The following is a 21,030-nucleotide window of genomic DNA, read 5'->3' as shown; positions in this document are numbered from 1 at the left end:
TCTAAATCGTTTGGCTATAGTGGCTGTTGGTTCAACAAGACCAACAGCCATTCAATTAAGATTCGATAAATTCGAGTAATGCTTGTTGGTTAGGCAGAGCCGTCATGGCTCCTTTTTGGGTGGTGGCTAATGCACCGCAGCCATGTGCCCATTGGATGGCTTGGGCAATATTCTCTTGCCAGTTATGGCTTGTCGCCAATTGGTACAACAAACCACCGACAAATGCATCACCTGCGCCAGTGGTATCAATAGGTTTGACCACTTTACCTGTAACTAACTGCTGTTGTTTGCCTGTTACTACTAAAGCACCTTTTGCCCCTTGAGTGACCACCACTAAGGGTAAGGCGAGGGGAGCTAATGCGGTTAACCCTTGCTCAATAGTTTGTGTTTGAGTTAAAAAAGTCAGCTCTTCTTCAGAAAATTTTACCACGTCAGCCTGACTGACTGCCTGCATCACGATCTCGATAATCTGCTCCGGGTTTTGCCAGACTTCTTCGCGTAAATTAGGATCAAAACTGACATAACCGCCGGCTTGTTTGATTCGTTCTATGGCTGCAAAAGTGCTGCTGCGACTTGGCTGGTTAGCAAGCGCGATGGAGCAAACATGCAACCATTCCCCTTGTTTAAAGGCTGGAATATCGGTTGGCTGTAGGAACTGATCAGCACTGGGTTTGACCATAAAAGTGAAGCTACGCTCACCAGAGCTATCGAGATCAACCACTACGGTTGAGGTGCGTTGCTGCTCATCGAGAATAAGATGTTGGCAATCGACTTGTTCCGTGGTTAAGACTTGTTGGATAAATCGACCAAAGGGATCGTTCCCGACTCGACCAAAAAAAGCGCTTTGCCCACCTAATCTTGCAATAGCAACGGCAACATTGGCAGGAGCCCCTCCGGGACATTTTAAGTAATGCTTGTCTCCTTCGGGAATTAAATCGACGACGGCATCGCCCGTTACCCAAATTTTGTTCATTGTCATTTCTCCAGATAATGGTTTGTTCCAGTTTAGCTGACGGGCTAGGGAGTAAAAAGCGCCAAGTGATGAGTAGAATATTTTGCTTCTCAAAATGTGACCGTTTATCAATAAACGAGGTAAATTTAAGATTTTTAGTTTAATTTCCGGTATCGTTCCCAGTTTGATTTAAATTACGCTTGGACAGATTGACGAAAATAAAATCTCAGCGCAAACTGCGCTGGTTTTTCTACTTGTTGCGGAGCGTTTAGCATGTTTTCCTTACCGCCAATGTTGGTCACTATTGGTCTGTTATTGATCAGTAATGTTTTCATGACCTTCGCTTGGTATGCCCACCTAAAAGATTTAGCCCATAAACCTTGGATCATTGCTGCATTGATCAGTTGGGGAATTGCCCTATTTGAATATATGTTTCAAGTACCCGCCAATCGTATTGGTTATACGGTAATGAACTTAGGCCAACTGAAAATATTGCAAGAAGTTATTACGTTAACTGTGTTTGTACCTTTTGCGCTGATTTATATGAAAGAACCTTTTCGACTTGATTTTATCTGGGCCGGACTGTGTTTACTTGGCGCGGTGTTTTTTATTTTCCGTCCACAAATACTTGAAATTTTGACGCGTTCTCTTGGATAGCTGATTTTTAGGCGAATATCGGACGAAGAGTCATTAAAACTAATCGGTTAGGCGTGTAGTTATTCTTTTTGTGAATGCGACATGTTGGAGCAATATGATCAGCTTAGTGCAAGGTAGTGACCCTCTTCACAGAACGCAGGGCTTTAACAGGGGATTATTACAATAAGTTAGACGTTCTACTGTTTAAATGTTAATTTTTTGCTAAATTGACGGCGAAAGATACTGCTAATCGGGTTGCAAGCAGTGCTTATGCCCGACTTATCTAAAGATTGTTTCCCTTGTCGATTAAAAAGGCTACTGGCTAAGTAAGTGGTGGTTTATTAGTCACTAGGGCATAGCCGCAAACGCGCAGCGGTACAGCGTTATAGTGGAGTAATTGCCTAATAATTGATGTGGGTTAAGGATATCATTGGTTAGCTTTACATTTTATTGGCAAATTACTTCGATGATTGCTAATGTGCGAAATTCTTTATTAGGTCTAGGTTATATTGCTTGGTTTTTGCGCTAAGCCACCTGATTCAGGCCGTTCTGAAGGCTTAATAAAGAGTCATGGATGCAAAATAAAAACTTGGAGTTTATGCATGTACAAAAATAAAATCACACAAGCCTTGTTACTTAGCGCAGGTTTAACTGTCGCTACGGCCTCCTTCTCTGCGCTCGCTGCTGATGTTCCAGCAGGAACTAAACTTGCTCCTGTTCAAGAGCTTATCCGTGGTAATGGTACTGAAGTTGCTTCTCTCGATCCGCACAAAACAGAAGGTGTACCAGAATCGCACGTAATTCGCGATTTGCTCGAAGGTTTAGTTAACCAAGATGCTGATGGTAATACCATTCCTGGTGTTGCCGAGCGTTGGGAAACCTCAGATAACCAAACTTATACCTTCTATTTACGTAAAGATGCAAAATGGTCTAATGGCGATCCAGTGACTGCGCAAGATTTCGTTTACAGCTGGCAGCGTGCGGTCGACCCTGCTACAGCGTCACCTTATTCTTGGTATATGGAATACACCAAGATGAAAAATGCGAAAGAGATCATTGCCGGAGAAAAAGCGAGCACGACATTAGGTGTTAAAGCATTAGACGATCATACTTTGGTGGTTGAATTGGATACGCCACTGCCGTATTTCGTGATGATGACTGGTCATACTACAATGAAGCCTGTCCATAAAGGGACGATAGAGAAACATGGTGATGAGTGGACTCGCGCGGGTAATTATGTCAGCAATGGCGCTTATATGTTGGACCGTTGGGTAGTTAATGAGCGTTTAGAGCTGAAACGTAATCCAAATTACTGGGATGATTCAAAAACAGTGATTAATAAAGTCACGTTTTTACCGATTGAAAACCAAGTCGCAGAGATGAACCGCTTCTTATCTGGTGAGATTCACATTACCAACGAAGTGCCGATTGAGCATTTCCACCGTTTACAACGAGACCATGCTGACTCGGTTTCGGTAGTAGGAAGTTTATGTACTTACTACTATGGTTTTAATAACCAAAAATCGCCTTTGGATGATGTGCGAGTTCGAAAAGCGCTCTCTTTCGCGATTGACCGTGATGTCATCGCCAATGCGATTATGGGACAAGGTGAAAAACCAGCTTATTTCTTAACCCCAGAAATTACCGCTGGTTTCCAACCAGAAATGCCTGCTTATGGCAAAATGACTCAACAGCAACGTTTGGCCGAAGCGAAAAAGTTACTAGAAGAAGCGGGTTATAATCGCAGTAATCCACTGCGCTTTAATTTGCTATACAACACCTCAGAAAACCACCGTAAAGTCGCGACCGCGATTCAATCGATGTGGCGCTCAGGCCTTGGAGTGAACGTTACGCTAGAGAACCAAGAGTGGAAAACCTATCTTGATTCACGCCGTGAAGGTAACTTTGACGTGACGCGTGCTGGCTGGTGTGGTGACTACAACGAAGCTTCATCATTCCTTACCTTGATGAAGTCAAGCAACAGCTCGAATGATCCAAGATATCATAACGAAGAGTATGATGCGCTGATGGCCAAAGCCATGGCAACTACCTCAGAAAAAGAGCGTCAGGCGATTTACGCTCAGGCAGAAAAACTGCTTGCACGTGACATGCCGATTGCCCCTATCTATCAATATGTTAAATCTCGTTTGTTATCACCACAGGTCGGTGGTTTCCCGAGCAATAACGCTGAAGAAAAAATCTACACTAAAGATCTTTATCTCATAGCAAAATAATAATTGAGTGGTTAAACCACCTGTTGTTCGACTCTGCATGTACGTAACGGTGCATGCAGTGTCGTTTGTATTTTTTATTATCACAGATTGGAAAGAGTGAGTTTATGTTTAAATTCATCGTAAAAAGGATATTTGAGGCAATACCAACCATGTTGGTATTGATCACCCTGTCTTTCTTTCTCATGCGCTTTGCACCGGGAAATCCGTTTTCTAGTGAGCGTCCATTACCACCGGAAGTCATGGCCAATATCAATGCCAAATATGGCCTTGATAAGCCCGTTTCGGTGCAGTACATCACTTATCTCGGTAATATTTTGCGTGGTGATTTAGGTCCCTCGTTTAAATATAAAGATTATACCGTGAATGAGTTAGTTGCGAGTTCACTGCCCGTGTCGGCAAAAATTGGTGCCGCGGCGTTTATCTTTACGATTATTATCGGTGTCTCGATTGGTACGATTGCGGCGTTAAAGCACAATACTTGGATAGACTATACGATTATGTCGACCGCGATGCTCGGGGTCGTCATGCCTTCCTTTGTATTAGCGCCGGTATTAATTTATGTCTTTTCCATCAAATTAGGTTGGTTTCCGGCCGGTGGCTGGCTCGATGGATCCTTTAAATATATGGCGTTGCCAGTGATTGGTATGTCGTTGCTGTATGTTGCAACTTTTGCCCGTATTACCCGTGGTTCGATGATTGAGACCTTAAACAGTAATTTTATCCGTACCGCTCGTGCCAAAGGATTAAGCTATCGCTATATCGTGTTTAAGCACGCGTTAAAACCCGCTTTACTGCCGGTTGTCTCTTATATGGGACCGGCTTTCGTTGGCATTATCACTGGTTCGGTGGTCATTGAAACCATTTTTGGTTTACCCGGAATTGGTCGTTTGTTTGTTAACGCGGCATTTAACCGAGATTACTCCTTAGTGATGGGAATCACCATTTTGATTGGTTTCTTATTTATCTTATTTAACGCGATTGTCGATATTCTTCTGGCTTATATCGACCCGAAAATTCGCTACTAGTTTGAGGGCGAAAGCATGTTAAAGAAACAAGAACACTTACAAGCCATAGAGAAATTTACCGAAAACCTTGAGATTGAAGGTCGTAGTTTATGGCAAGACGCTCGTGTACGTTTTATGCGCAACAAAGCGGCAATGGCGAGCTTATGTATTTTATGCTTCATCACTTTACTGGTGGTGTTTGGGCCGATGCTGGCTAATTTTAGTTACGATGAAACCGATTGGTATGCGATGCACGCGGCCCCTTCGGCAACCCATTGGTTTGGTACTGATGCCTTAGGGCGAGATTTATTTGTCCGGACCTTAATTGGTGGCCGAATCTCTTTGATGGTCGGGATCATGGGTGCGTTTGTTGCCGTACTGATTGGGACTTTATACGGCGCGGCTTCTGGTTTTATTGGTGGTCGTACCGACCGTGTGATGATGCGTGTTTTGGAAATTTTATACGCGATTCCTTTTATGTTTCTGGTTATCGTATTGGTGACGTTTTTCGGTCGTAATATTGTGCTGATTTTTGTTGCTATCGGAGCGATAGCTTGGCTGGATATGGCGCGAATTGTACGTGGGCAAACCTTAAGCCTACGCAGCAAAGAGTTTATTGAAGCTGCGCATGTCTGTGGTGTCAGTCAATGGCGAATTATCACTCGTCATATTGTGCCGAACGTACTGGGCATTGTTGCGGTCTACTCAACGCTACTGATCCCGAGTATGATTTTAACCGAGTCATTTCTTTCTTTCCTTGGTTTAGGGGTTCAAGAGCCGATGACCAGTTGGGGGGCGTTGCTACAGGAAGGCGCTAACACAATGGAAGTCGCTATTTGGCAACTTATCTTCCCGGCTACTTTTATGATCGTCACTCTATTTTGTTTTAACTACGTCGGTGATGGGCTGCGTGACGCGCTCGATCCTAAAGACCGATAACCCAACTTAGCTAAGGAATAGATAATGAACTTATTAGATGTTCAAGACCTGCGAGTTGAGTTCTCGACTCGGGATGGCATGGTCACTGCGGTCAATGATTTAACCTTCTCTTTGCAACAAGGTGAGACCTTGGGCATTGTCGGTGAGTCTGGTTCGGGCAAGTCACAAACCGTGTTTGCTTTAATGGGCTTGCTGGCCAAAAACGGAAAGATCAGTGGCAGTGCTAAATTTGAAGGGCGAGAAATTTTAAACTTGCCTGAGCGTGAATTGAACAAAGTTCGCGCAGAACAAATTGCGATGATTTTCCAAGATCCAATGACCTCGCTTAACCCTTATATGAAAGTCAGCGATCAGCTGATGGAAGTATTAATGCTGCATAAAGGCATGAGTAAGGCGCAAGCTTTCGAAGAGTCAGTGCGTATGCTCGATGCGGTGAAAATCCCCGAGGCACGTAATCGGATCACCATGTATCCTCATGAGTTTTCTGGTGGTATGCGTCAGCGGGTGATGATTGCGATGGCACTGTTGTGTCGTCCAAAACTGCTGATTGCCGATGAGCCGACGACCGCACTGGATGTGACGGTACAAGCGCAAATCATGGATTTGCTCAATGAGCTGAAAAAAGAGTTTAATACCGCGATCATTATGATCACCCATGACTTGGGCGTTGTCGCTGGCTCATGTGACAAAGTGCTGGTCATGTACGCCGGACGGACCATGGAATACGCTGACGTGGATGATATTTTCTATAATCCAAGTCATCCGTATTCAGAAGGGTTATTAAAAGCCATTCCTCGTTTGGATACGGAAGGAGAAATTTTACCGACCATTCCGGGTAATCCACCGAATTTATTACGTCTACCACCGGGGTGTCCGTATCAAGAACGCTGTCATCGGGTCACCGATCGCTGTAAACGTGAGGCACCATCGCTACTGACTTTTGCCGATAATCGTCAGCGTGCTTGTTTTTCGGATTGGGAGGGATGGAATAAATGAAAGTAGCAAACAACCTGTTGTTGGATGTGCAAGATCTGAAAGTACATTTTAGCATTCCAGCAAAATCACCATGGCCATGGGCCAAACCATCGACGCTTAAAGCGGTCGATGGCGTGAATGTGCGCTTGTACGAAGGGGAAACCTTAGGTGTGGTGGGTGAGTCCGGATGCGGTAAATCGACCTTTGCGCGGGCAATCATTGGTCTAGTCGAAGCGACTGAAGGGCAAGTGGTTTGGTTAGGGCAAGACTTAACCCGTCTGAATGCCGTTAAGCGACGCAATACTCGTAAAGATATTCAGATGATTTTCCAAGATCCATTAGCATCACTCAACCCACGGATGACGGTAGGGGATATTATCGCTGAGCCACTACAAACCTTTTACCCTGAGCTATCTAAGCAAGAAGTGAAAGATCGCGTTAAAGAGATGATGGCTAAAGTCGGTTTGCTGCCGAACGTGATTAACCGTTATCCTCATGAATTTTCAGGTGGTCAATGTCAGCGTATTGGCATTGCCCGTGCGTTGATCTTAAATCCGAAAATGATCATCTGCGATGAACCAGTCTCAGCACTCGATGTGTCGATTCAGGCTCAGGTGGTTAACTTATTGCAGCAGTTGCAAAAAGAATTGGGCTTGTCTTTGGTGTTTATTGCTCATGATTTGTCGGTAGTAAAGCACATTTCCGATCGGGTATTGGTGATGTATTTAGGTAACGCGGTGGAGTTGGGCACATCTGAAGCTCTATTTTCCAATCCTCTGCATCCTTATACCAAAGCCTTGATGTCGGCAGTGCCTATCCCTGATCCTAAAAAAGAGCGCAGTAAAACCATTCAGATGTTAGAAGGGGATTTACCGTCACCGATCAGTCCTCCATCCGGTTGTGTATTCCGCACTCGTTGCCCACAAGCCACGGCAGAATGTGCGCAAACCAAACCGCAAATCAAAGGTAATGATACTCACGCTGTGTCGTGTCTACACGTCGAAATATAGCCTCAATATCTACCTCTACCACATCGCCCCGAAAGATTGATTGTCTTTCGGGGTGATGTGTTTTCGCGTAAATAGATTTATTTCCGTAGCTCATAATAAAGTTTTGTCAAAATTTTTAAGTGAAAATCGGATTAATATTGAATATTAAAATACAAGTTTATGTGATTTAAGTATTATTTTAGTGGCTAATTAATATTGATAAAGTCATTAAGTTTTAGAGTTAACACTCGGGTTTGTCGCATAGTTGAGAATGACGTTGATTATGAGGATTCCATTGTATAACTGGGATAGACATTGATAAAAAGAATGTCAATAATAGTTTCATTAGAGTCTGATTTAGTGATTCTAGTCCAAGAAATCATTGGTTTTTATAAAAAAGGAAAATACCATGTTGACAAAATTATATGTAAACACTCGTCTATTGTTAGAATCATTTGCTAAAGATCAGCGCGGCGTGACCGCAATTGAATACGCGATTATTGGTGTTGCAGTTTCTGCGATTGTTTTTGCTGTTTTTAGTGGTGGGGAAGATGGCTCAGGTGGTCTCCAAGGTGCACTATCAGGTGCTATGGACAAAATCACCGATAATATTAATAAAGTTGATATTCAAGGCGAATAAAGTTTATGTTGCCACTGGCCACTCTGATTATCTTAAGTTTAATTATGATTGGAGACTTGCGTCAGCGGGTAATTGATCATCATTACCTGTTGACGTTAAGCGTGGTAATGCTATTAGGCTGGTTTATCCAGCCTAACTGGTTTGTACTACCTTATACCTTGGCCATTATCGCCGCAGGTTTAGTGCTGTTTTATTTTCGTATTCTCGCCGCTGGGGATAGCAAACTATTGGCGATTCTCAGTTTAGGCATTAGCCCTGAGTATATTCCCTTAACGTTAGTGGCTATTAGTGTTGCTGGTGGCTTAATGGCTAGCGTCTATTTGTTGTATGGGTTATGCACAGATTTAACCGCCGTGCGGCAACGAGGGATCCCTTACGGGGTACCAATATGCTTAGTGGGTGGGTTAGCCGTGTACATCTCTACTCTATAATTTTCTCTTCACTTGGGACGGTGATATGAATTCCAAGCTTTTAATTGGGTTGGCGCTATTGGCAATTTTAGCGGGTGGTTATGGATTGTTTGCCTCATCGCCAGCACCTGCTCCTGTTGTAGTCCAAGCGCCGCCCGCCGAGGTGAAAACCGTGGTCGCGCGACCGGTAAAAACCACTCAAATTTGGCTTGCTCGCTCAGCCTTGCAGCCAGGACAAATCGTTACTCGCGCTGATCTTGAATTACGGCGTATCCCAGAGCCTGAAGCGCTAGCCTTAGGAGTGGATGCGGACATTAAGCTCGAATTTGTGACTAATCTGCGCGCCGCCCATACTATCCAAGCGGGTGACGTGGTGTGGCCAGAATCGTTACTGGCCCCTAACCATGCTGGTTACATGGACCTGATCTTAACCCCAAATTATGTTCCTTTCTCGATTCAAGTGTCAGAGCAGTCGATTATTGGCGGAGTGATTCGCCCCGGTTCTTTAGTGGATATTTTGGCACTTTCTTCACTCAAACAGAACCTAGCCAATGACGCCACCGTGCGCAGTTTTGAAACCGTTTCTTTAACCCCGATTTTAATGGGGGTGAAAGTGTTGCAAGTGGATACGCCAAACCAGACCAATAGCAGCCGCGGAGAGGTTATCGGACCAGCACAAGCCAATGTGATTGTTGAATTAACGCGCAAACAAGTGGCGACCTTAACCATTGCCCGCCATATTGCCCAATTAGAAATCCATCTCTCCACGGGTAACAGCTCCGCTAGCGAACTGTCTGCCAATGCCGGAGATGTATTGACTGATTATAAAGCCATTCAAGAGTTTCGCGCAGGCGCGGCTACCGTTCGTTAAGGAAGCATTATGATCCATCGTTATCTTTGTTTAATTGTAACCCTGCTTGTTGCCACTTTTCATGCTTCTCTCAGTGCGCAGCAAATGCTGAATTTAGCGGAAGGAGATGCGCAAACTGTGCGTGTTGACAGTGAAATTCAATCGGTATTTATTTCTGACCCTAAAGTGGCAGACTATCAAGTCATCGACCGCCGCACCGTGGTGGTGTTTGGTAAGCAGGTCGGCAACGCTAATTTATTGGTTTTTGGTGATGATAGCCAAGTGTTAGTTAACCGCCGTTTAGTGGTTAATAAAAGTATGGTGCATATTCAGCAGCATATTCAGTTGCATTATCCTCACGCTGAAGTGACTGTCTATAACTTAGGCGATCAAGTGGTACTCAGCGGAGTGGTGGCAACAGAGCAAGAGCGAGATCAGATAAACTTATTAGTTGGTGAGCTACTGGGCAAAAGTTCTATTGATACCAATACCACTTGGAACACGGGTGATAACTCTTTCACCATGGATTTTATGCAAAAGCGCCGTTTTCAAGGGGTGGTTAACAATATTGAAGTGGCGACTACCAAGCAGGTCAACGTCAAATTGTCGATTGCCGAAGTATCGCAATCACTGATCGAAAAATTTGGTATCCAGCTCGGTAGTAGTGGTCAAAATAATGGTATTTTTGTGAATCCATTAAGACAGTTTTCTAGTAGCGATATTATGACTTTGATCAGCGCTATTGGTGACGACAATATTGGTCAGATACTCGCAGAGCCTAATTTATCAGTGATTTCTGGCGAAACGGCGAGTTTTTTAGTAGGCGGAGAACTTCCTGTGGTCACCACCATCGATGGTGGCACTAACGTGATGTATAAAGAATTCGGCGTGCGGCTTGAATTAATGGCCAAAGTCATGCGCGATGACAAAATTCGGCTATCTTTGATGCCCGAAGTCAGCTCACTCGATACTCAATATTCTACCGCTAACTTTAATCTACCGGCTTTAAAAACCCGCCGTGCCCGTACCACCGTAGAATTAGGTGATGGACAAAGTTTTGTACTCGGTGGCTTATTGAACAAAGAAGAAAGCGAACTACTAAGAAAAATCCCTTTTATTGGTGATATTCCTATCTTAGGAGCATTATTTCGCCATACTGAAACCTCACGTAATAAAACCGAATTGGTGATTATCGCCACGGTCAACCTAGTACAACCGGTACATCCGGCTACCGTTCAGCTGCCAACGATGCAGCGCACCTCTACCTTAGAGCGCTTTTTTGCTTTAGATCCGGATAAAACCGCCACTGAGCAAAGTGTGACTCAAAAAATTCTCGCTACCGGAGGGTTTAAGCAATGAAAACGTCTTTGATGCTTGGCTTGATTGCCTTGTTAACTCTCGTCGGTTGTAGCAGTGGTCAAGCAGAAAAACCTGGCCCTGCCATTGATGTGTATCCGGTATCAAGTTCATTAGCCTTGTCCACCAAGCCTGAGCAACGAGTGCAGGCGCAACAAGCGTTAGATGAATTTATCCAGCGCCATCAGCAGGTTTTGCTGACTCAGCCGATTGTCTTATTTTCCGGTTCCGAGCGTAGTCAGTCATTCACTGAGCAAGTTGCTATGCAATTGCGCCGTTTAGGGATTGCCAATCATCAGTTATCGGTTATCCACCAGCCTTTTCATCAGGACAACAATATTGACTTCAAAATTGTCGTGATTAATCACCAAGTGGTCGTCCCGCTATGTTCAGCGCCGCAAATCAGTCGTTTCGGTGATGAGGGGCGAGGCTGCTATGCAGAAAGCTTACGTTGGCAGTCGATGGTCAATCCACAAAAAATGTTGTTATCTGGTGATAAAGCCCAACCCCATATCGACGTAAACGGAGAATAATAGCTATTTATGTTTGATTTAGTCGATCTACTGAGTAAAAAGCAACAAGCTGAGGTGATAGAGCAGAAAAAAATCACCTCGGTATTATTTTATCAAACTCAAGAATGCCAAGAGTTAGTGCTGGAAGCTTATCGTTTTGAAGGGATTGCCGCCCCAGCGATAGCAAAAAATACCGATACACAAATTGCCGAGCATGTTCGCGAGTCTGATATTGAAATTGTTATTGTCGAATTAAATAACAGTAAAGATGTTAGCAAAGATGCAGAGCGGATTAGTCATTTATTACCTAATCATGCTTCAGTGATTGTTGTCGGCAGCGAAGACGCCATTTCGACCATACGTAATCTAAAATCAATGGGTTTCTATTACGTTTTTTGGCCAGTGACTAAACAGGAATTTATTGACTTTGTACGGAGCGTTTATGATAACCGCCAGCGTAGCAGCCATCGTGGACCTGGGCAAAAACGTCGTGCTAAGTATGTCAGTATTTTGGGTAGTAAAGGTGGAGTAGGGGCAAGCCTTATCACCGCAGAAGTGGCTTATCAACTGAGCGCTGTACGCAAAACCTCTTGTATGGTGGTTGAACAAAATTTCCATGGTGGCAATTTAGACGTTTTAATGGGCATTCGCAAACTCGAAAAACGACGTATTCAACAAGGCTCATTAGCTTCTTCATTAGATAGTGCTGCTGCGCAAAGCTTGATCTATAAGCATACCAGCATGCTTTCGATGCTTGCCCTTACCTCTGATCAGCTTGATACACCTTCGATGATTGATTATTCCAATGCAGTGACAGATCAGCTATCGGAAGATGTGAACTTTATTATTGAAGATCTTTCTTCTTCAGTGGATTTTTCACTTGAAGCGGATAAGTTTCTAGCACAAGCCGATGTGGTGGTGTTGGTGATGGAGCCTACCGTGTCATCAGTGCGTGAGGCAGCGCGGCTTAAAGAGCGAGTGTTGAAAATCAATACAACGCCAGCTTTGCGTTTAATTACCGTACTCAATCATACCTTGGGTAGTAAACAGCAAACCGCTGGTAAACTAGAAGCAGAAACGATACTTAATCAGCCCATCGATATTGAAATCCCTTATTGTGAAACGATTAACGCCACTATCTTAGAAGATAAGCGAATTGTTACATCCAGTTTGAAAGCTGCTGCACCACTGAAAAGACTGACTTGTTTACTGCTGGGTGAAACCCTTACAGAGCAAAAGCCGAGCCTACTGAGTTTGGCTCAAGCTTGGTTTAAGCAAGCGAAAGGAAGTGACAAATCATGATGGGTGCAAAGGCCATCTATGTTGGTCTGCGAAAACAAATTTTTGATGCCCTAGAGCCAGATGCGATTGCTGATATGTCTAAACAGCAATTAGCCAAACAGCTCGATGGTGCGATTAGCTTGCTGATTGAACGTGAGCGTTTGACTGTGCCTAAAGTCATCCGTGAAGAATACGTCAAAAATTTAGTCGATGAATTGGTTGGTTTAGGGCCATTACAAACCCTAATGGACGATGATTCAATCAGCGATATTATGATCAATGGCCATGAAAATGTGTTTATTGAGCGTGGTGGTTTGGTTGAAAAAGCGCATGTGGATTTTATCGATGAGCGGCAATTATTAGATATTGCTAAACGTATTGCTTCGCGAGTGGGACGACGAGTGGATGAGTCATCGCCGACCTGTGACGCGCGTTTACAAGACGGTAGCCGGGTGAATATTGTTATTCCGCCCATCGCCATTGATGGTACTTCGATTTCGATCCGTAAATTTAAAAAGCAAAGTATTGATTTTAGTAAGCTGTGTGAGTATGGCGCTATGAGCCCAGAAATGGCGCAAGTGCTGATGGTTGCGGCTCGCTGCCGGCTTAATATTTTGATCTCAGGTGGTACAGGTTCAGGTAAAACCACCATGCTTAATGCTTTATCGCAATTTATTTCTGAAAACGAGCGCATCATTACCATTGAAGATGCAGCAGAACTGCGGTTACAACAACCCCATGTGGTGCGTCTAGAAACGCGAACGGCTGGGATTGAAAATACCGGCATAATCAATCAGCGTGATTTGGTGATTAACTCGCTGCGTATGCGTCCCGATCGAATTATTGTCGGTGAGTGTCGTGGTGCGGAAGCGTTTGAAATGCTGCAAGCGATGAATACGGGTCACGACGGTTCAATGTCAACGTTACACGCCAATACCCCTCGTGATGCGTTAGCTCGGGTTGAATCTATGGTGATGATGGCAACCAGTAGTTTACCGTTAGAGGCTATCAGACGCACAATAGTCAGCGCTGTTGATTTAATTGTGCAAATCAGCCGTTTGCATGACGGTAGCCGTAAAGTGATGAGCATTACCGAAGTGATGGGCTTAGAAGGCTCTAGTGTGGTACTTGAAGAGATCTTTCGCTTTCAGCCTAATCTGCGTCAAAGTGAAAGTGGCAAAGTTGCAGGTAGCTTTGTGACATCAGGGTTAATGCAACGCTCGGTTTTATATGAAAAAGCACGCTTTTTCGGTTTAGAAGAAACATTAAATAAAGCGTTTCGTGAGATAGGGGAGCGGCGAGCATGATAGCGATAATGCTGATCGTTATTGGTATTATTTTACTGTTTGTAGCTAAGCATAAGCGTAAGCAAGAGCATTACGATTATTTAGCCCAGTATTCGCGAACGATAAAAGTCGATTCGATGATATCAGAGCAGCAAGCTATCGATATGAAGTCTCTCTCTGAACGCAGTTTACAAGATATATTTTATCAAGGTTGGAAAAACCTGAGTAAGCAACTTGGCAAGCTGGCATTGCTCAAGGTGGGGGTATTTCTCGCAGGATTGATTTTCATTGGTATCGAGTTTAATCAGCGTTTTGTACGTGGCTCAGCGATGATAGTGATTGCCATCACCGTGATTTGTGGACTGTTGTTTGCGTATTTATGGCTTAAAAAACGCGAGCAAACTCAATTTGAAGAGAGCTTTCCGGATGCGTTAAATATGCTCAGTAGCGCAGTATCCTCAGGTGAGAGTATTACTCATGCCATTATGTATGTTGGTAATACTTTAAATAATGAAGTCGGCCGAGAGTTTAAAATTATGGGTAAACGTTTGCAGCTTGGTGAATCACCTGATGAGGTTTTTCGTAAGGCTTGCTTGCGTTTTCCTTATCCTACATTTCATTTTTTTGTGATTACCTTACGTGCCAATATGCAAAGAGGTGGTCAGTTAAAAGAGATCATTCTGCGTCTTAATCGCTTATTATTTAACGCTCGCTCGATTGAAAAGAAAAAGTACGCGCTCACTTCAGAGGCTAGAACCTCGGCTAAAATCGTCGCGGCAATACCAGTGTTCTTTCTGTTTATGTTGCAATATTTAAGCCCTGAGAATTATGAATTTGTGATGTTTGATCCTGCTGGCCGTCCGATCTTGTTGTATGTGTTGATCAGTGAGGCAATAGGAATTGCGATTGTATGGGGGCTAATGAAAAGTGTCCGCTAATCACTCTATTTTTGCGATTCATTCGCTAGCAAGTTTATTGTCAATGGTAGCTATTGGTGTTGGTGCGCTACTACTGATTGTTTCCCTTCGTGCGGAGAAAAAAAAACAGCTGTGGCGCGACTTTCATCAAGATGATCAAGCCTTGAAATCACAGGGAGCCTGGATAGAAAGGCTTTCTCGCTCCCTTAATCAGTTATTTTCTTCTGATAAACAGCAAGTGCAGCAGAAAATTCTCGCGGCTGGCTTTTATCATCCGATGCTGGCGACGTACTTTATGCCGCTAAAATACGCTTTGCTGTGTGTGGGAGCGGCAGCTTGCTACGCACTATCGCTACGTTTTGCTTGGCAATTGAATACCTTATTTATTGTTTTAGCCGGCTGGTTGATTGTCAGTCTTATTTTACCAGACAGTTATTTGGCGATGCGCGCGAGACGATTGAGCAATAAAATATCTAACAAGCTGCCGTATTTGTTGGATTTGATGGCGGTATGTGTGCAGACCGGGATGACAATAGAAGCCTCGATAAGTTATCTAGCCAAAGAGATGAGAGGCTTTGACAAAGATATTAGTTATCTATTAATGAAAACCGATGATAGAGCTCGCATAGTGGGTTTGGAAACCGCCTTGGATGAGTTATATGGCCGTGTGCCATCTAACGAAATGCGCAGTTTTGTGATGACTCTGAAGCAAAGTTTGCAATACGGTAGCTCGGTTTATAGTGTCCTTACCACCTTATCTGCTGATATACGAGAAGTACAAATGCTCCAGATAGAAGAAAAAATTGGTAAATTGGCGGCTAAGATGTCGATTCCACTGATTGTATTTATCATGGTGCCAATTGTAATTTTGATTGCGGCTCCTGGGATTATGAGGATGATGGCCAATGCATAAACGATGGTTAGTATGCTTGACACCATTCGTGCTGACAGCTTGTATGTCGGCTAGTGGTTTATCAACCAGCGGTCAATCAGCGGTTAACGCCAATAATCAATCATTTGATCAAGAGCTAGTGTTACAAAAAACCCAAAACTATTCGGCATTGGTCGAGTTGTACAAGCAGCAATTGCAGCAAAGTGAGCAGCGTACGACGCGTTTAAAACTGGCTCAAGCTTATTTAGATTATCAAGACCCTGAATCGGCCTTATTTACCTTGCAGCCGTTAATTAATCTGGCCTCGAGTCATGATCAAGAGTTTTACTTACACGGCATGGCCTTGTATCGGCTAAATCGGCTTATTGAAGCTCAGCAAGCGTTAAATCTTGCCCATGAGCGTGATTCACGTAATGCGCAAACCATTAATATGCTCGGTATTCTTTATGCTCAATCGTCAGATCTTGAGCAAGCGCGGTTATGGTTTAACCGCGCTCGTGAGCTAATGTACGATGATACGGCAATAAAAAATAATTTAGCGTTAATTGATATGCTGGAAGAAGATTATCAGGCCGCAGCGGATCGGTTGCTGCCCATTTATTTAAATGGCCAAGCAGATGAGAGAGTTATCGCGAATTTAGCGATTATTATGGCTAAACTTGGCCGCGTTGATTATTTACATGCTTTTTACGCCCAAGACTTAAACACTCAACAAATAAACCAGCTTTACAGCAAACTACAACGATTAAATCTACATAATAATCATGCGCTTGAGTTGCCAACCGAGCCAGATCAGCTTGCACCAGCTTTGCTGCTCTCTGAAGCCTTGGTAGAGGAGTAATATCGATGAAGTTAACAGCTTATAAAATGACTACCAAGCGTATTAAAGGCGTTGCCACGATAGAGTTCGTCGGTGGTTTTTTCGCTTTTTGGCTGATGTGTATGGCCTGGGTTGAAATGAGTTTTATGTCTTATGTCTCTAGTTTGGGTGACTTAGCGATAGCCAATGCCGCTCGTGAGGTAAAAAGAAGTGATAGTGACTATGAAAAGCAGTTTGCGGAGATTCTAAACCAAGACAATAGCCTATGGCGGCATTTAATCAATACTGGCAATTTTAAATACTCGGTGCACTTTGTTAAAAATTTAGAAGAATTAACCAGATATGAAGATGAATGTCTGCGGGTTGAAGTGGATGAAGAAACGACACCAGGTAAACTACTATGCGATCAACCAACGAATCATGCGATTGCCGTATATCGTATCACCTATGATTATCAGCCGATGTTTAATTTCTTTCTCAGTAGCGATACCTTATTTTCTCGCGAAGCGATTGTGATTCAGGAGTATCAGCGTGAAAACGTCGCTCTTTAAACAGCAGGGAAACTTCATGGTCGAGTTTGCCATTATTGGGGTATTCTTTGCTTTACTGCTGGTATTTAGTGCTGATCTAGTGGTTAGGCTTGCTTATCAGGGTAAGCTCGATCGTATGTCTTACTCAGCGGCGAATATAATTAAAGAGCGTACTGAACTAGCTGGTGCTGATCAATTTGATTTGCGTCCAGATAAAGAGGGTAACAATGAGCAAGAAGGACTAGGTGAATTCTCACTTTTATATCAAATGGTGACTTCTTCGCTGGCTCGCACCACAACAAATTTTGATGAAAGCAAATTTGGTTTCCATCTACATATTGTTAACAACAATAATAATATTAGTGGTCCTTATCGTCGAGGAGGGATTGATTGTAATCCATCAATGCCAGCTCAAGATCTTACCTTTACCACTACTTTCGGCCGTCCTGCAACCTTATATCAAGTCACCCTTTGCTATGACACACCTAACTGGTACGGCAATCTGATTGGTGAAAATTTTGCCCGTGTTTCCAGCCGTTCTATCGTAATGGGGAGATAACCGATGAGTCGAAAAAGTATGCAACGCCAATCTGGTCATGCTGCGCTCTTATTTGCGTTGATTATTCCGATTTTATTTGGTGTGTTTGCCTTAGGTACCGATGGCGCAAGAGCGGTGCAAGATAAAGCGCGCCTGTTAGAAGCGGTTGAAGTGGCAAGTTTAGCGGTAGCAGGGGAAGGTTCTGATGATACAGTGCTGGCAAAAAGTTATCTGCAGTATTATTTCCCGTTAGCGGAAATTAAAGATCAAGATATATCGATTGAAAAAATAAACTGTGAAGATAATCCAGCATGCCAAGGACAAGGTCAGCGCTTTTTTGAATATCAAGTGAGCGCGCGCATTTCACAGCCCACTTGGTTTCCTGGTAATGATGCTATTATTGGTTTTGGGTCAGACTATAAAGTTTATGATGGCTCGGTAACTCGTAAATATCACTCACAAACAGTGGATGTTGTATTGGTGGCTGATTATTCCGGATCTATGGCTTGGCCTTGGGATGGTGATGGAACAGAAGTATCCGCGAATAACCCTATTCGTTATACTATGATGAATGATATTATGATTCAAGTTGCGGATGAATTAGATAAATTTAATGCGTATGTAGTAGAAGGAAGTAATAAAAACAGGTTGGCAGTTGTAGGATTTGATAATTTTACCCAAAAAAGAAACCCTGGGAACACCCAACAAATGCTTCATTTTGATCATTTGATCTGTGATAACAATAGACGTTGTAATACTAACTGTGAGTATACTCGTGATCGGTATTGGAATGGTTGGCAGTGGAGATGGGGCCCTTATTATTTACAATGTTCTGCTCGTTCAGGCTCTAATACTGGCAACGTAGATGCAGCCGCAACGGTCAATAATATTTTCAATACTAATCATTGGTCACACTCCACTTCTATTTTAACTACTCAACTAAATTCTGGGTATCGATCCTTATCTTATTTTTACGATATCGAATTAACCGATGATTTTGCAGGACTCAAATCTGAAATTAAGAACTTTGTCATTATTGGAAGTGCAATTAGCGGTACCTCTTCTTATGCAGGGATTATACGCGGAGCACAAATGGCTCAAACGGGGACAAACCCAAGGCGTTTGATCATTATCTTGTCCGATGGGGAGGACAATTTTACCAACACTACCAATAAACTTATTAGTGCAGGTTTATGTAGTACCATTTTAAATACACTCAATAGTCCAAATAACGTCCAGGCACGCATGGTTGCGGTCGGTTTTGCTTATGATATTAATGCCTATCCACAAATGAAAAACTGTGTTGGTGAAGACAATGTGTTCTCGGCAAGAAATCCGGACGACATCAAAAACAAAATCCTTGAATTAATCACCGAAGAAATCGGACATTTAGCGCCTCAGCGCTGATTAGGTAAGTTTATATATTATATAGGACAAAAACATGCACAATAATATAACCGCGATTTGCTTAATAAGCGCCGCACTAGTGCTAACCAGCTTGCCGCTCAGCGCAGCCCAGAATAACCAAACCGCGTTACAGCAATACTGTAATAGCCCTGAGTTAGCTTATGAATATAAGGTTGAAGTTGCTCCTGCTTATCGTGTTCAGACCAATCACGGAGCTTTTATGCAGCTAGAGCAAGGGACACGCTATCCTGCGAGCGTCGAGTTTTTGCAGCAAGCAATGCTGCAAGCGGGTCTCAGTCGAGAATGTACTGAGTATTTATTGACTAAAGCCGATACGACCGATCAAACCTTGGCTCGGGTGTATTTCTCTTTTGACAGCGCTGAACTTACTGATGCGTCGCGCTACGTGCTCGCGCAGCTGATTGGACAATTACAACAACATAGCCATCTGAGTGTTGAGGGACATACCGATAATATTGGTAGTGATGATTATAACTTTACATTGGGCTTGCGCCGCGCAGAGCGTGTTGCTGATTATGTGCAGCAACAAGCGTCAGTCCCTGTGACTACGGAAGTGTTATCTTCAGGGGCGCGCCAGCCTCTTAATGATAACGCAACTGCTCAACAACGGGCACAAAACCGTCGAGTAGAAATTAAATAATAATTAGTTTACGTTTTTCCACTGAATATCGGCTCTCTCTGGTATTCGGTGGTTTTTTTATTTGCTTCCCCATCAAAAATTTTGAACATCTAGGCCAATTCCCTTCGGTTCTCTTCTTACGGCTGCACTTTATACTAGCGTATCAATACTGAGTAGCAAAATACGTAAAGAGAGGTCAAGCATGGGTAGACTAGTGGCAGGCCAATGGCAGGACGTTTGGTACGATACGAAACAGAGCAATGGGCAATTTGTGCGTGAAGACGCTGGTTTTCGCGATTGGATAGAGAACACACCAAATGCTCGATTCACTCCCGATTCAGGTCGTTATCATCTGTATGTTTCTTTAGCCTGTCCATGGGCGCACCGCACGTTGATCTTTCGAGAGTTAAAACAGCTGATGGACCATATTGACGTAACAGTGGTTTGTCCTGATATGCTAAGCCATGGCTGGCAGTTTGGTATCCCCGAGCCTTTATTTGGCCATCGTTTTTTGCATCAACTCTATACTCAAGCCAAAGCGGATTATACCGGACGCGTTACTGTGCCAGTACTATGGGATAAACAAACCCAAACCATCGTCAGTAATGAATCTGCAGATATTATCCGAATGTTTAACTCGGCGTTTAACTCATTAACCGGCAATGATATCGACTATTACCCATTGGCATTACGTGAAGTCATTGATGATTGGAATGCTTTTATTTATCCCAATATTAATAATGGCGTTTATCGCTGTGGTTTTGCTACTACCCAGCAAGCATATGAAGAAGCGTATGAAGCACTCTTTGCGGCTCTAGATAAGGTAGAGCAACATTTGGCAACGCATCGTTATTTGGCTGGAAAAGTGTTAACTGAAGCGGATTGGCGGTTGTTCACGACCTTGATTCGTTTTGATGCGGTGTATGTAGGCCATTTTAAATGCAATAAGCGACGGATTGCTGATTATCCTCATCTTAATGGCTATCTTAAAGAGTTATATCAACATCCGGGAGTGCGTGAAACGACGGATTTTTATCATATCAAGCGGCACTATTATTTTAGTCATAGCATGATTAATCCAACGCAAGTGGTGCCAAGAGGTCCAGAACTTGATCTTGATAGTGCTCATGGTCGTGAACAGTTAAGTTAATCGACATTTGGTCGTCATGATTAAAAAAGCCCTCGAATTACATCGAGGGCTTTTTGTCTGCCATTAACCGTG

Annotated in this window: 22 protein-coding genes; 21 read left to right on the top strand and 1 reads right to left on the bottom strand. The window is 43.4% G+C overall.

Annotated features, from left to right (window positions below; translation table 11 throughout):
- Nucleotides 1-55: 55 nt before the first annotated feature.
- Nucleotides 56-973, bottom strand: coding sequence for an aminoimidazole riboside kinase (locus tag CAG58_RS12185; RefSeq protein WP_161425747.1), 918 nt, complete (start codon nt 971-973; stop codon nt 56-58).
- Nucleotides 974-1,225: 252 nt separating this feature from the next.
- On the opposite strand from CAG58_RS12185, the gene CAG58_RS12180 reads away from it, so the two are divergent.
- The 21 genes from CAG58_RS12180 to CAG58_RS12080 all read left to right on the top strand — a co-directional run bounded on the left by CAG58_RS12180 (nt 1,226) and on the right by CAG58_RS12080 (nt 20,958).
- Complete coding sequence (locus CAG58_RS12180; RefSeq protein WP_154168463.1) at nt 1,226-1,609, top strand: DMT family protein; 384 nt, start codon at nt 1,226-1,228, stop codon at nt 1,607-1,609.
- Nucleotides 1,610-2,190: 581 nt separating this feature from the next.
- Nucleotides 2,191-3,822: an ABC transporter substrate-binding protein gene (locus CAG58_RS12175; RefSeq protein WP_161425746.1), complete on the top strand. Its 1,632-nt coding sequence runs from the start codon at nt 2,191-2,193 to the stop codon at nt 3,820-3,822.
- Nucleotides 3,823-3,926: 104 nt separating this feature from the next.
- Entirely contained in the window at nt 3,927-4,847 is a 921-nt protein-coding gene (gene oppB / locus CAG58_RS12170; protein WP_072669302.1) for an oligopeptide ABC transporter permease OppB, read from the top strand.
- A 15-nt stretch (nt 4,848-4,862) separates the two neighbouring features.
- The gene (gene oppC, locus CAG58_RS12165; RefSeq protein ID WP_004395493.1) at nt 4,863-5,765 is read left to right on the top strand and encodes an oligopeptide ABC transporter permease OppC; all 903 of its coding nucleotides are present in this window, start codon (nt 4,863-4,865) and stop codon (nt 5,763-5,765) included.
- Between the two features lie 24 nt (nt 5,766-5,789).
- Nucleotides 5,790-6,761 (top strand): ABC transporter ATP-binding protein, encoded by a 972-nt coding sequence (locus CAG58_RS12160; RefSeq protein ID WP_004395492.1) that lies wholly within the window; start codon nt 5,790-5,792, stop codon nt 6,759-6,761.
- On the top strand, nt 6,758-7,750 hold the full coding sequence (gene oppF / locus CAG58_RS12155) for a murein tripeptide/oligopeptide ABC transporter ATP binding protein OppF (protein ID WP_161425672.1): 993 nt from the start codon (nt 6,758-6,760) through the stop codon (nt 7,748-7,750). Before CAG58_RS12160 ends, oppF begins: the two co-directional genes overlap by 4 nt.
- 388 nt (nt 7,751-8,138) lie before the next feature.
- A complete protein-coding gene (locus tag CAG58_RS12150; protein ID WP_158138272.1) occupies nt 8,139-8,369 on the top strand; it encodes a Flp family type IVb pilin in 231 nt (76 codons plus the stop codon).
- A 5-nt stretch (nt 8,370-8,374) separates the two neighbouring features.
- On the top strand, nt 8,375-8,800 hold the full coding sequence (locus CAG58_RS12145) for a prepilin peptidase (protein ID WP_158138273.1): 426 nt from the start codon (nt 8,375-8,377) through the stop codon (nt 8,798-8,800).
- A gap of 25 nt (nt 8,801-8,825) precedes the next feature.
- Nucleotides 8,826-9,650, top strand: a complete 825-nt coding sequence (gene cpaB / locus CAG58_RS12140) for a Flp pilus assembly protein CpaB (RefSeq protein ID WP_161425614.1) — start codon at nt 8,826-8,828, stop codon at nt 9,648-9,650.
- 9 nt (nt 9,651-9,659) lie between these two features.
- Entirely contained in the window at nt 9,660-10,988 is a 1,329-nt protein-coding gene (locus tag CAG58_RS12135) for a type II and III secretion system protein family protein (RefSeq protein ID WP_161425615.1), read from the top strand.
- A complete protein-coding gene (locus tag CAG58_RS12130; protein WP_158138277.1) occupies nt 10,985-11,518 on the top strand; it encodes a hypothetical protein in 534 nt (177 codons plus the stop codon). The genes CAG58_RS12135 and CAG58_RS12130 overlap by 4 nt, the downstream gene beginning before the upstream one ends.
- Nucleotides 11,519-11,527: 9 nt before the next feature.
- Nucleotides 11,528-12,799: an AAA family ATPase gene (locus tag CAG58_RS12125; RefSeq protein WP_161425616.1), complete on the top strand. Its 1,272-nt coding sequence runs from the start codon at nt 11,528-11,530 to the stop codon at nt 12,797-12,799.
- Nucleotides 12,796-14,085 carry a CpaF family protein gene (locus CAG58_RS12120; RefSeq protein WP_158138280.1) on the top strand — a complete coding sequence of 430 codons (1,290 nt, stop codon included), beginning with the start codon at nt 12,796-12,798 and terminating at the stop codon, nt 14,083-14,085. The genes CAG58_RS12125 and CAG58_RS12120 overlap by 4 nt, the downstream gene beginning before the upstream one ends.
- Nucleotides 14,082-15,002, top strand: a complete 921-nt coding sequence (locus tag CAG58_RS12115) for a type II secretion system F family protein (protein ID WP_161425617.1) — start codon at nt 14,082-14,084, stop codon at nt 15,000-15,002. Before CAG58_RS12120 ends, CAG58_RS12115 begins: the two co-directional genes overlap by 4 nt.
- Entirely contained in the window at nt 14,992-15,894 is a 903-nt protein-coding gene (locus CAG58_RS12110) for a type II secretion system F family protein (protein ID WP_337247252.1), read from the top strand. The genes CAG58_RS12115 and CAG58_RS12110 overlap by 11 nt, the downstream gene beginning before the upstream one ends.
- Complete coding sequence (locus CAG58_RS12105) at nt 15,887-16,714, top strand: hypothetical protein (RefSeq protein WP_161429584.1); 828 nt, start codon at nt 15,887-15,889, stop codon at nt 16,712-16,714. Before CAG58_RS12110 ends, CAG58_RS12105 begins: the two co-directional genes overlap by 8 nt.
- A 5-nt stretch (nt 16,715-16,719) precedes the next feature.
- Nucleotides 16,720-17,244, top strand: coding sequence for a TadE family protein (locus tag CAG58_RS12100; protein WP_161429583.1), 525 nt, complete (start codon nt 16,720-16,722; stop codon nt 17,242-17,244).
- Nucleotides 17,225-17,782, top strand: coding sequence for a tight adherence pilus pseudopilin TadF (tadF, locus tag CAG58_RS12095; RefSeq protein ID WP_161429582.1), 558 nt, complete (start codon nt 17,225-17,227; stop codon nt 17,780-17,782). Before CAG58_RS12100 ends, tadF begins: the two co-directional genes overlap by 20 nt.
- Nucleotides 17,783-17,785: 3 nt before the next feature.
- Complete coding sequence (locus CAG58_RS12090; RefSeq protein WP_161429581.1) at nt 17,786-19,168, top strand: TadE/TadG family type IV pilus assembly protein; 1,383 nt, start codon at nt 17,786-17,788, stop codon at nt 19,166-19,168.
- Between the two features lie 34 nt (nt 19,169-19,202).
- Nucleotides 19,203-19,829, top strand: coding sequence for an OmpA family protein (locus CAG58_RS12085; protein ID WP_161426375.1), 627 nt, complete (start codon nt 19,203-19,205; stop codon nt 19,827-19,829).
- 181 nt (nt 19,830-20,010) lie between these two features.
- Entirely contained in the window at nt 20,011-20,958 is a 948-nt protein-coding gene (locus CAG58_RS12080) for a glutathione S-transferase family protein (RefSeq protein ID WP_161426374.1), read from the top strand.
- The last annotated feature ends 72 nt before the right edge of the window (nt 20,959-21,030 follow it).

This window comes from Vibrio sp. V31_P5A7T61 (assembly GCF_009904895.1).
GTDB lineage: Bacteria > Pseudomonadota > Gammaproteobacteria > Enterobacterales > Vibrionaceae > Vibrio > Vibrio metschnikovii.
This window is presented reverse-complemented; position numbering and strand designations above follow the sequence as displayed.

What these genes read in the sequence shown, in the direction of transcription:
- CAG58_RS12135 (WP_161425615.1), top strand. Translation starts at nt 9,660, where the DNA reads ATGATCCATCGTTATCTTTGTTTAATTGTAACCCTGCTTGTTGCCACT.
- CAG58_RS12100 (WP_161429583.1), top strand. Translation starts at nt 16,720, where the DNA reads ATGAAGTTAACAGCTTATAAAATGACTACCAAGCGTATTAAAGGCGTT.
- CAG58_RS12130 (WP_158138277.1), top strand. Translation starts at nt 10,985, where the DNA reads ATGAAAACGTCTTTGATGCTTGGCTTGATTGCCTTGTTAACTCTCGTC.
- CAG58_RS12125 (WP_161425616.1), top strand. Translation starts at nt 11,528, where the DNA reads ATGTTTGATTTAGTCGATCTACTGAGTAAAAAGCAACAAGCTGAGGTG.
- CAG58_RS12185 (WP_161425747.1), bottom strand. Translation starts at nt 973, where the DNA reads ATGAACAAAATTTGGGTAACGGGCGATGCCGTCGTCGATTTAATTCCC.
- CAG58_RS12145 (WP_158138273.1), top strand. Translation starts at nt 8,375, where the DNA reads ATGTTGCCACTGGCCACTCTGATTATCTTAAGTTTAATTATGATTGGA.
- CAG58_RS12105 (WP_161429584.1), top strand. Translation starts at nt 15,887, where the DNA reads ATGCATAAACGATGGTTAGTATGCTTGACACCATTCGTGCTGACAGCT.
- cpaB (WP_161425614.1), top strand. Translation starts at nt 8,826, where the DNA reads ATGAATTCCAAGCTTTTAATTGGGTTGGCGCTATTGGCAATTTTAGCG.
- oppC (WP_004395493.1), top strand. Translation starts at nt 4,863, where the DNA reads ATGTTAAAGAAACAAGAACACTTACAAGCCATAGAGAAATTTACCGAA.
- oppF (WP_161425672.1), top strand. Translation starts at nt 6,758, where the DNA reads ATGAAAGTAGCAAACAACCTGTTGTTGGATGTGCAAGATCTGAAAGTA.
- CAG58_RS12150 (WP_158138272.1), top strand. Translation starts at nt 8,139, where the DNA reads ATGTTGACAAAATTATATGTAAACACTCGTCTATTGTTAGAATCATTT.
- CAG58_RS12090 (WP_161429581.1), top strand. Translation starts at nt 17,786, where the DNA reads ATGAGTCGAAAAAGTATGCAACGCCAATCTGGTCATGCTGCGCTCTTA.
- CAG58_RS12115 (WP_161425617.1), top strand. Translation starts at nt 14,082, where the DNA reads ATGATAGCGATAATGCTGATCGTTATTGGTATTATTTTACTGTTTGTA.
- CAG58_RS12085 (WP_161426375.1), top strand. Translation starts at nt 19,203, where the DNA reads ATGCACAATAATATAACCGCGATTTGCTTAATAAGCGCCGCACTAGTG.
- CAG58_RS12080 (WP_161426374.1), top strand. Translation starts at nt 20,011, where the DNA reads ATGGGTAGACTAGTGGCAGGCCAATGGCAGGACGTTTGGTACGATACG.
- CAG58_RS12120 (WP_158138280.1), top strand. Translation starts at nt 12,796, where the DNA reads ATGATGGGTGCAAAGGCCATCTATGTTGGTCTGCGAAAACAAATTTTT.
- CAG58_RS12160 (WP_004395492.1), top strand. Translation starts at nt 5,790, where the DNA reads ATGAACTTATTAGATGTTCAAGACCTGCGAGTTGAGTTCTCGACTCGG.
- CAG58_RS12180 (WP_154168463.1), top strand. Translation starts at nt 1,226, where the DNA reads ATGTTTTCCTTACCGCCAATGTTGGTCACTATTGGTCTGTTATTGATC.
- oppB (WP_072669302.1), top strand. Translation starts at nt 3,927, where the DNA reads ATGTTTAAATTCATCGTAAAAAGGATATTTGAGGCAATACCAACCATG.
- CAG58_RS12175 (WP_161425746.1), top strand. Translation starts at nt 2,191, where the DNA reads ATGTACAAAAATAAAATCACACAAGCCTTGTTACTTAGCGCAGGTTTA.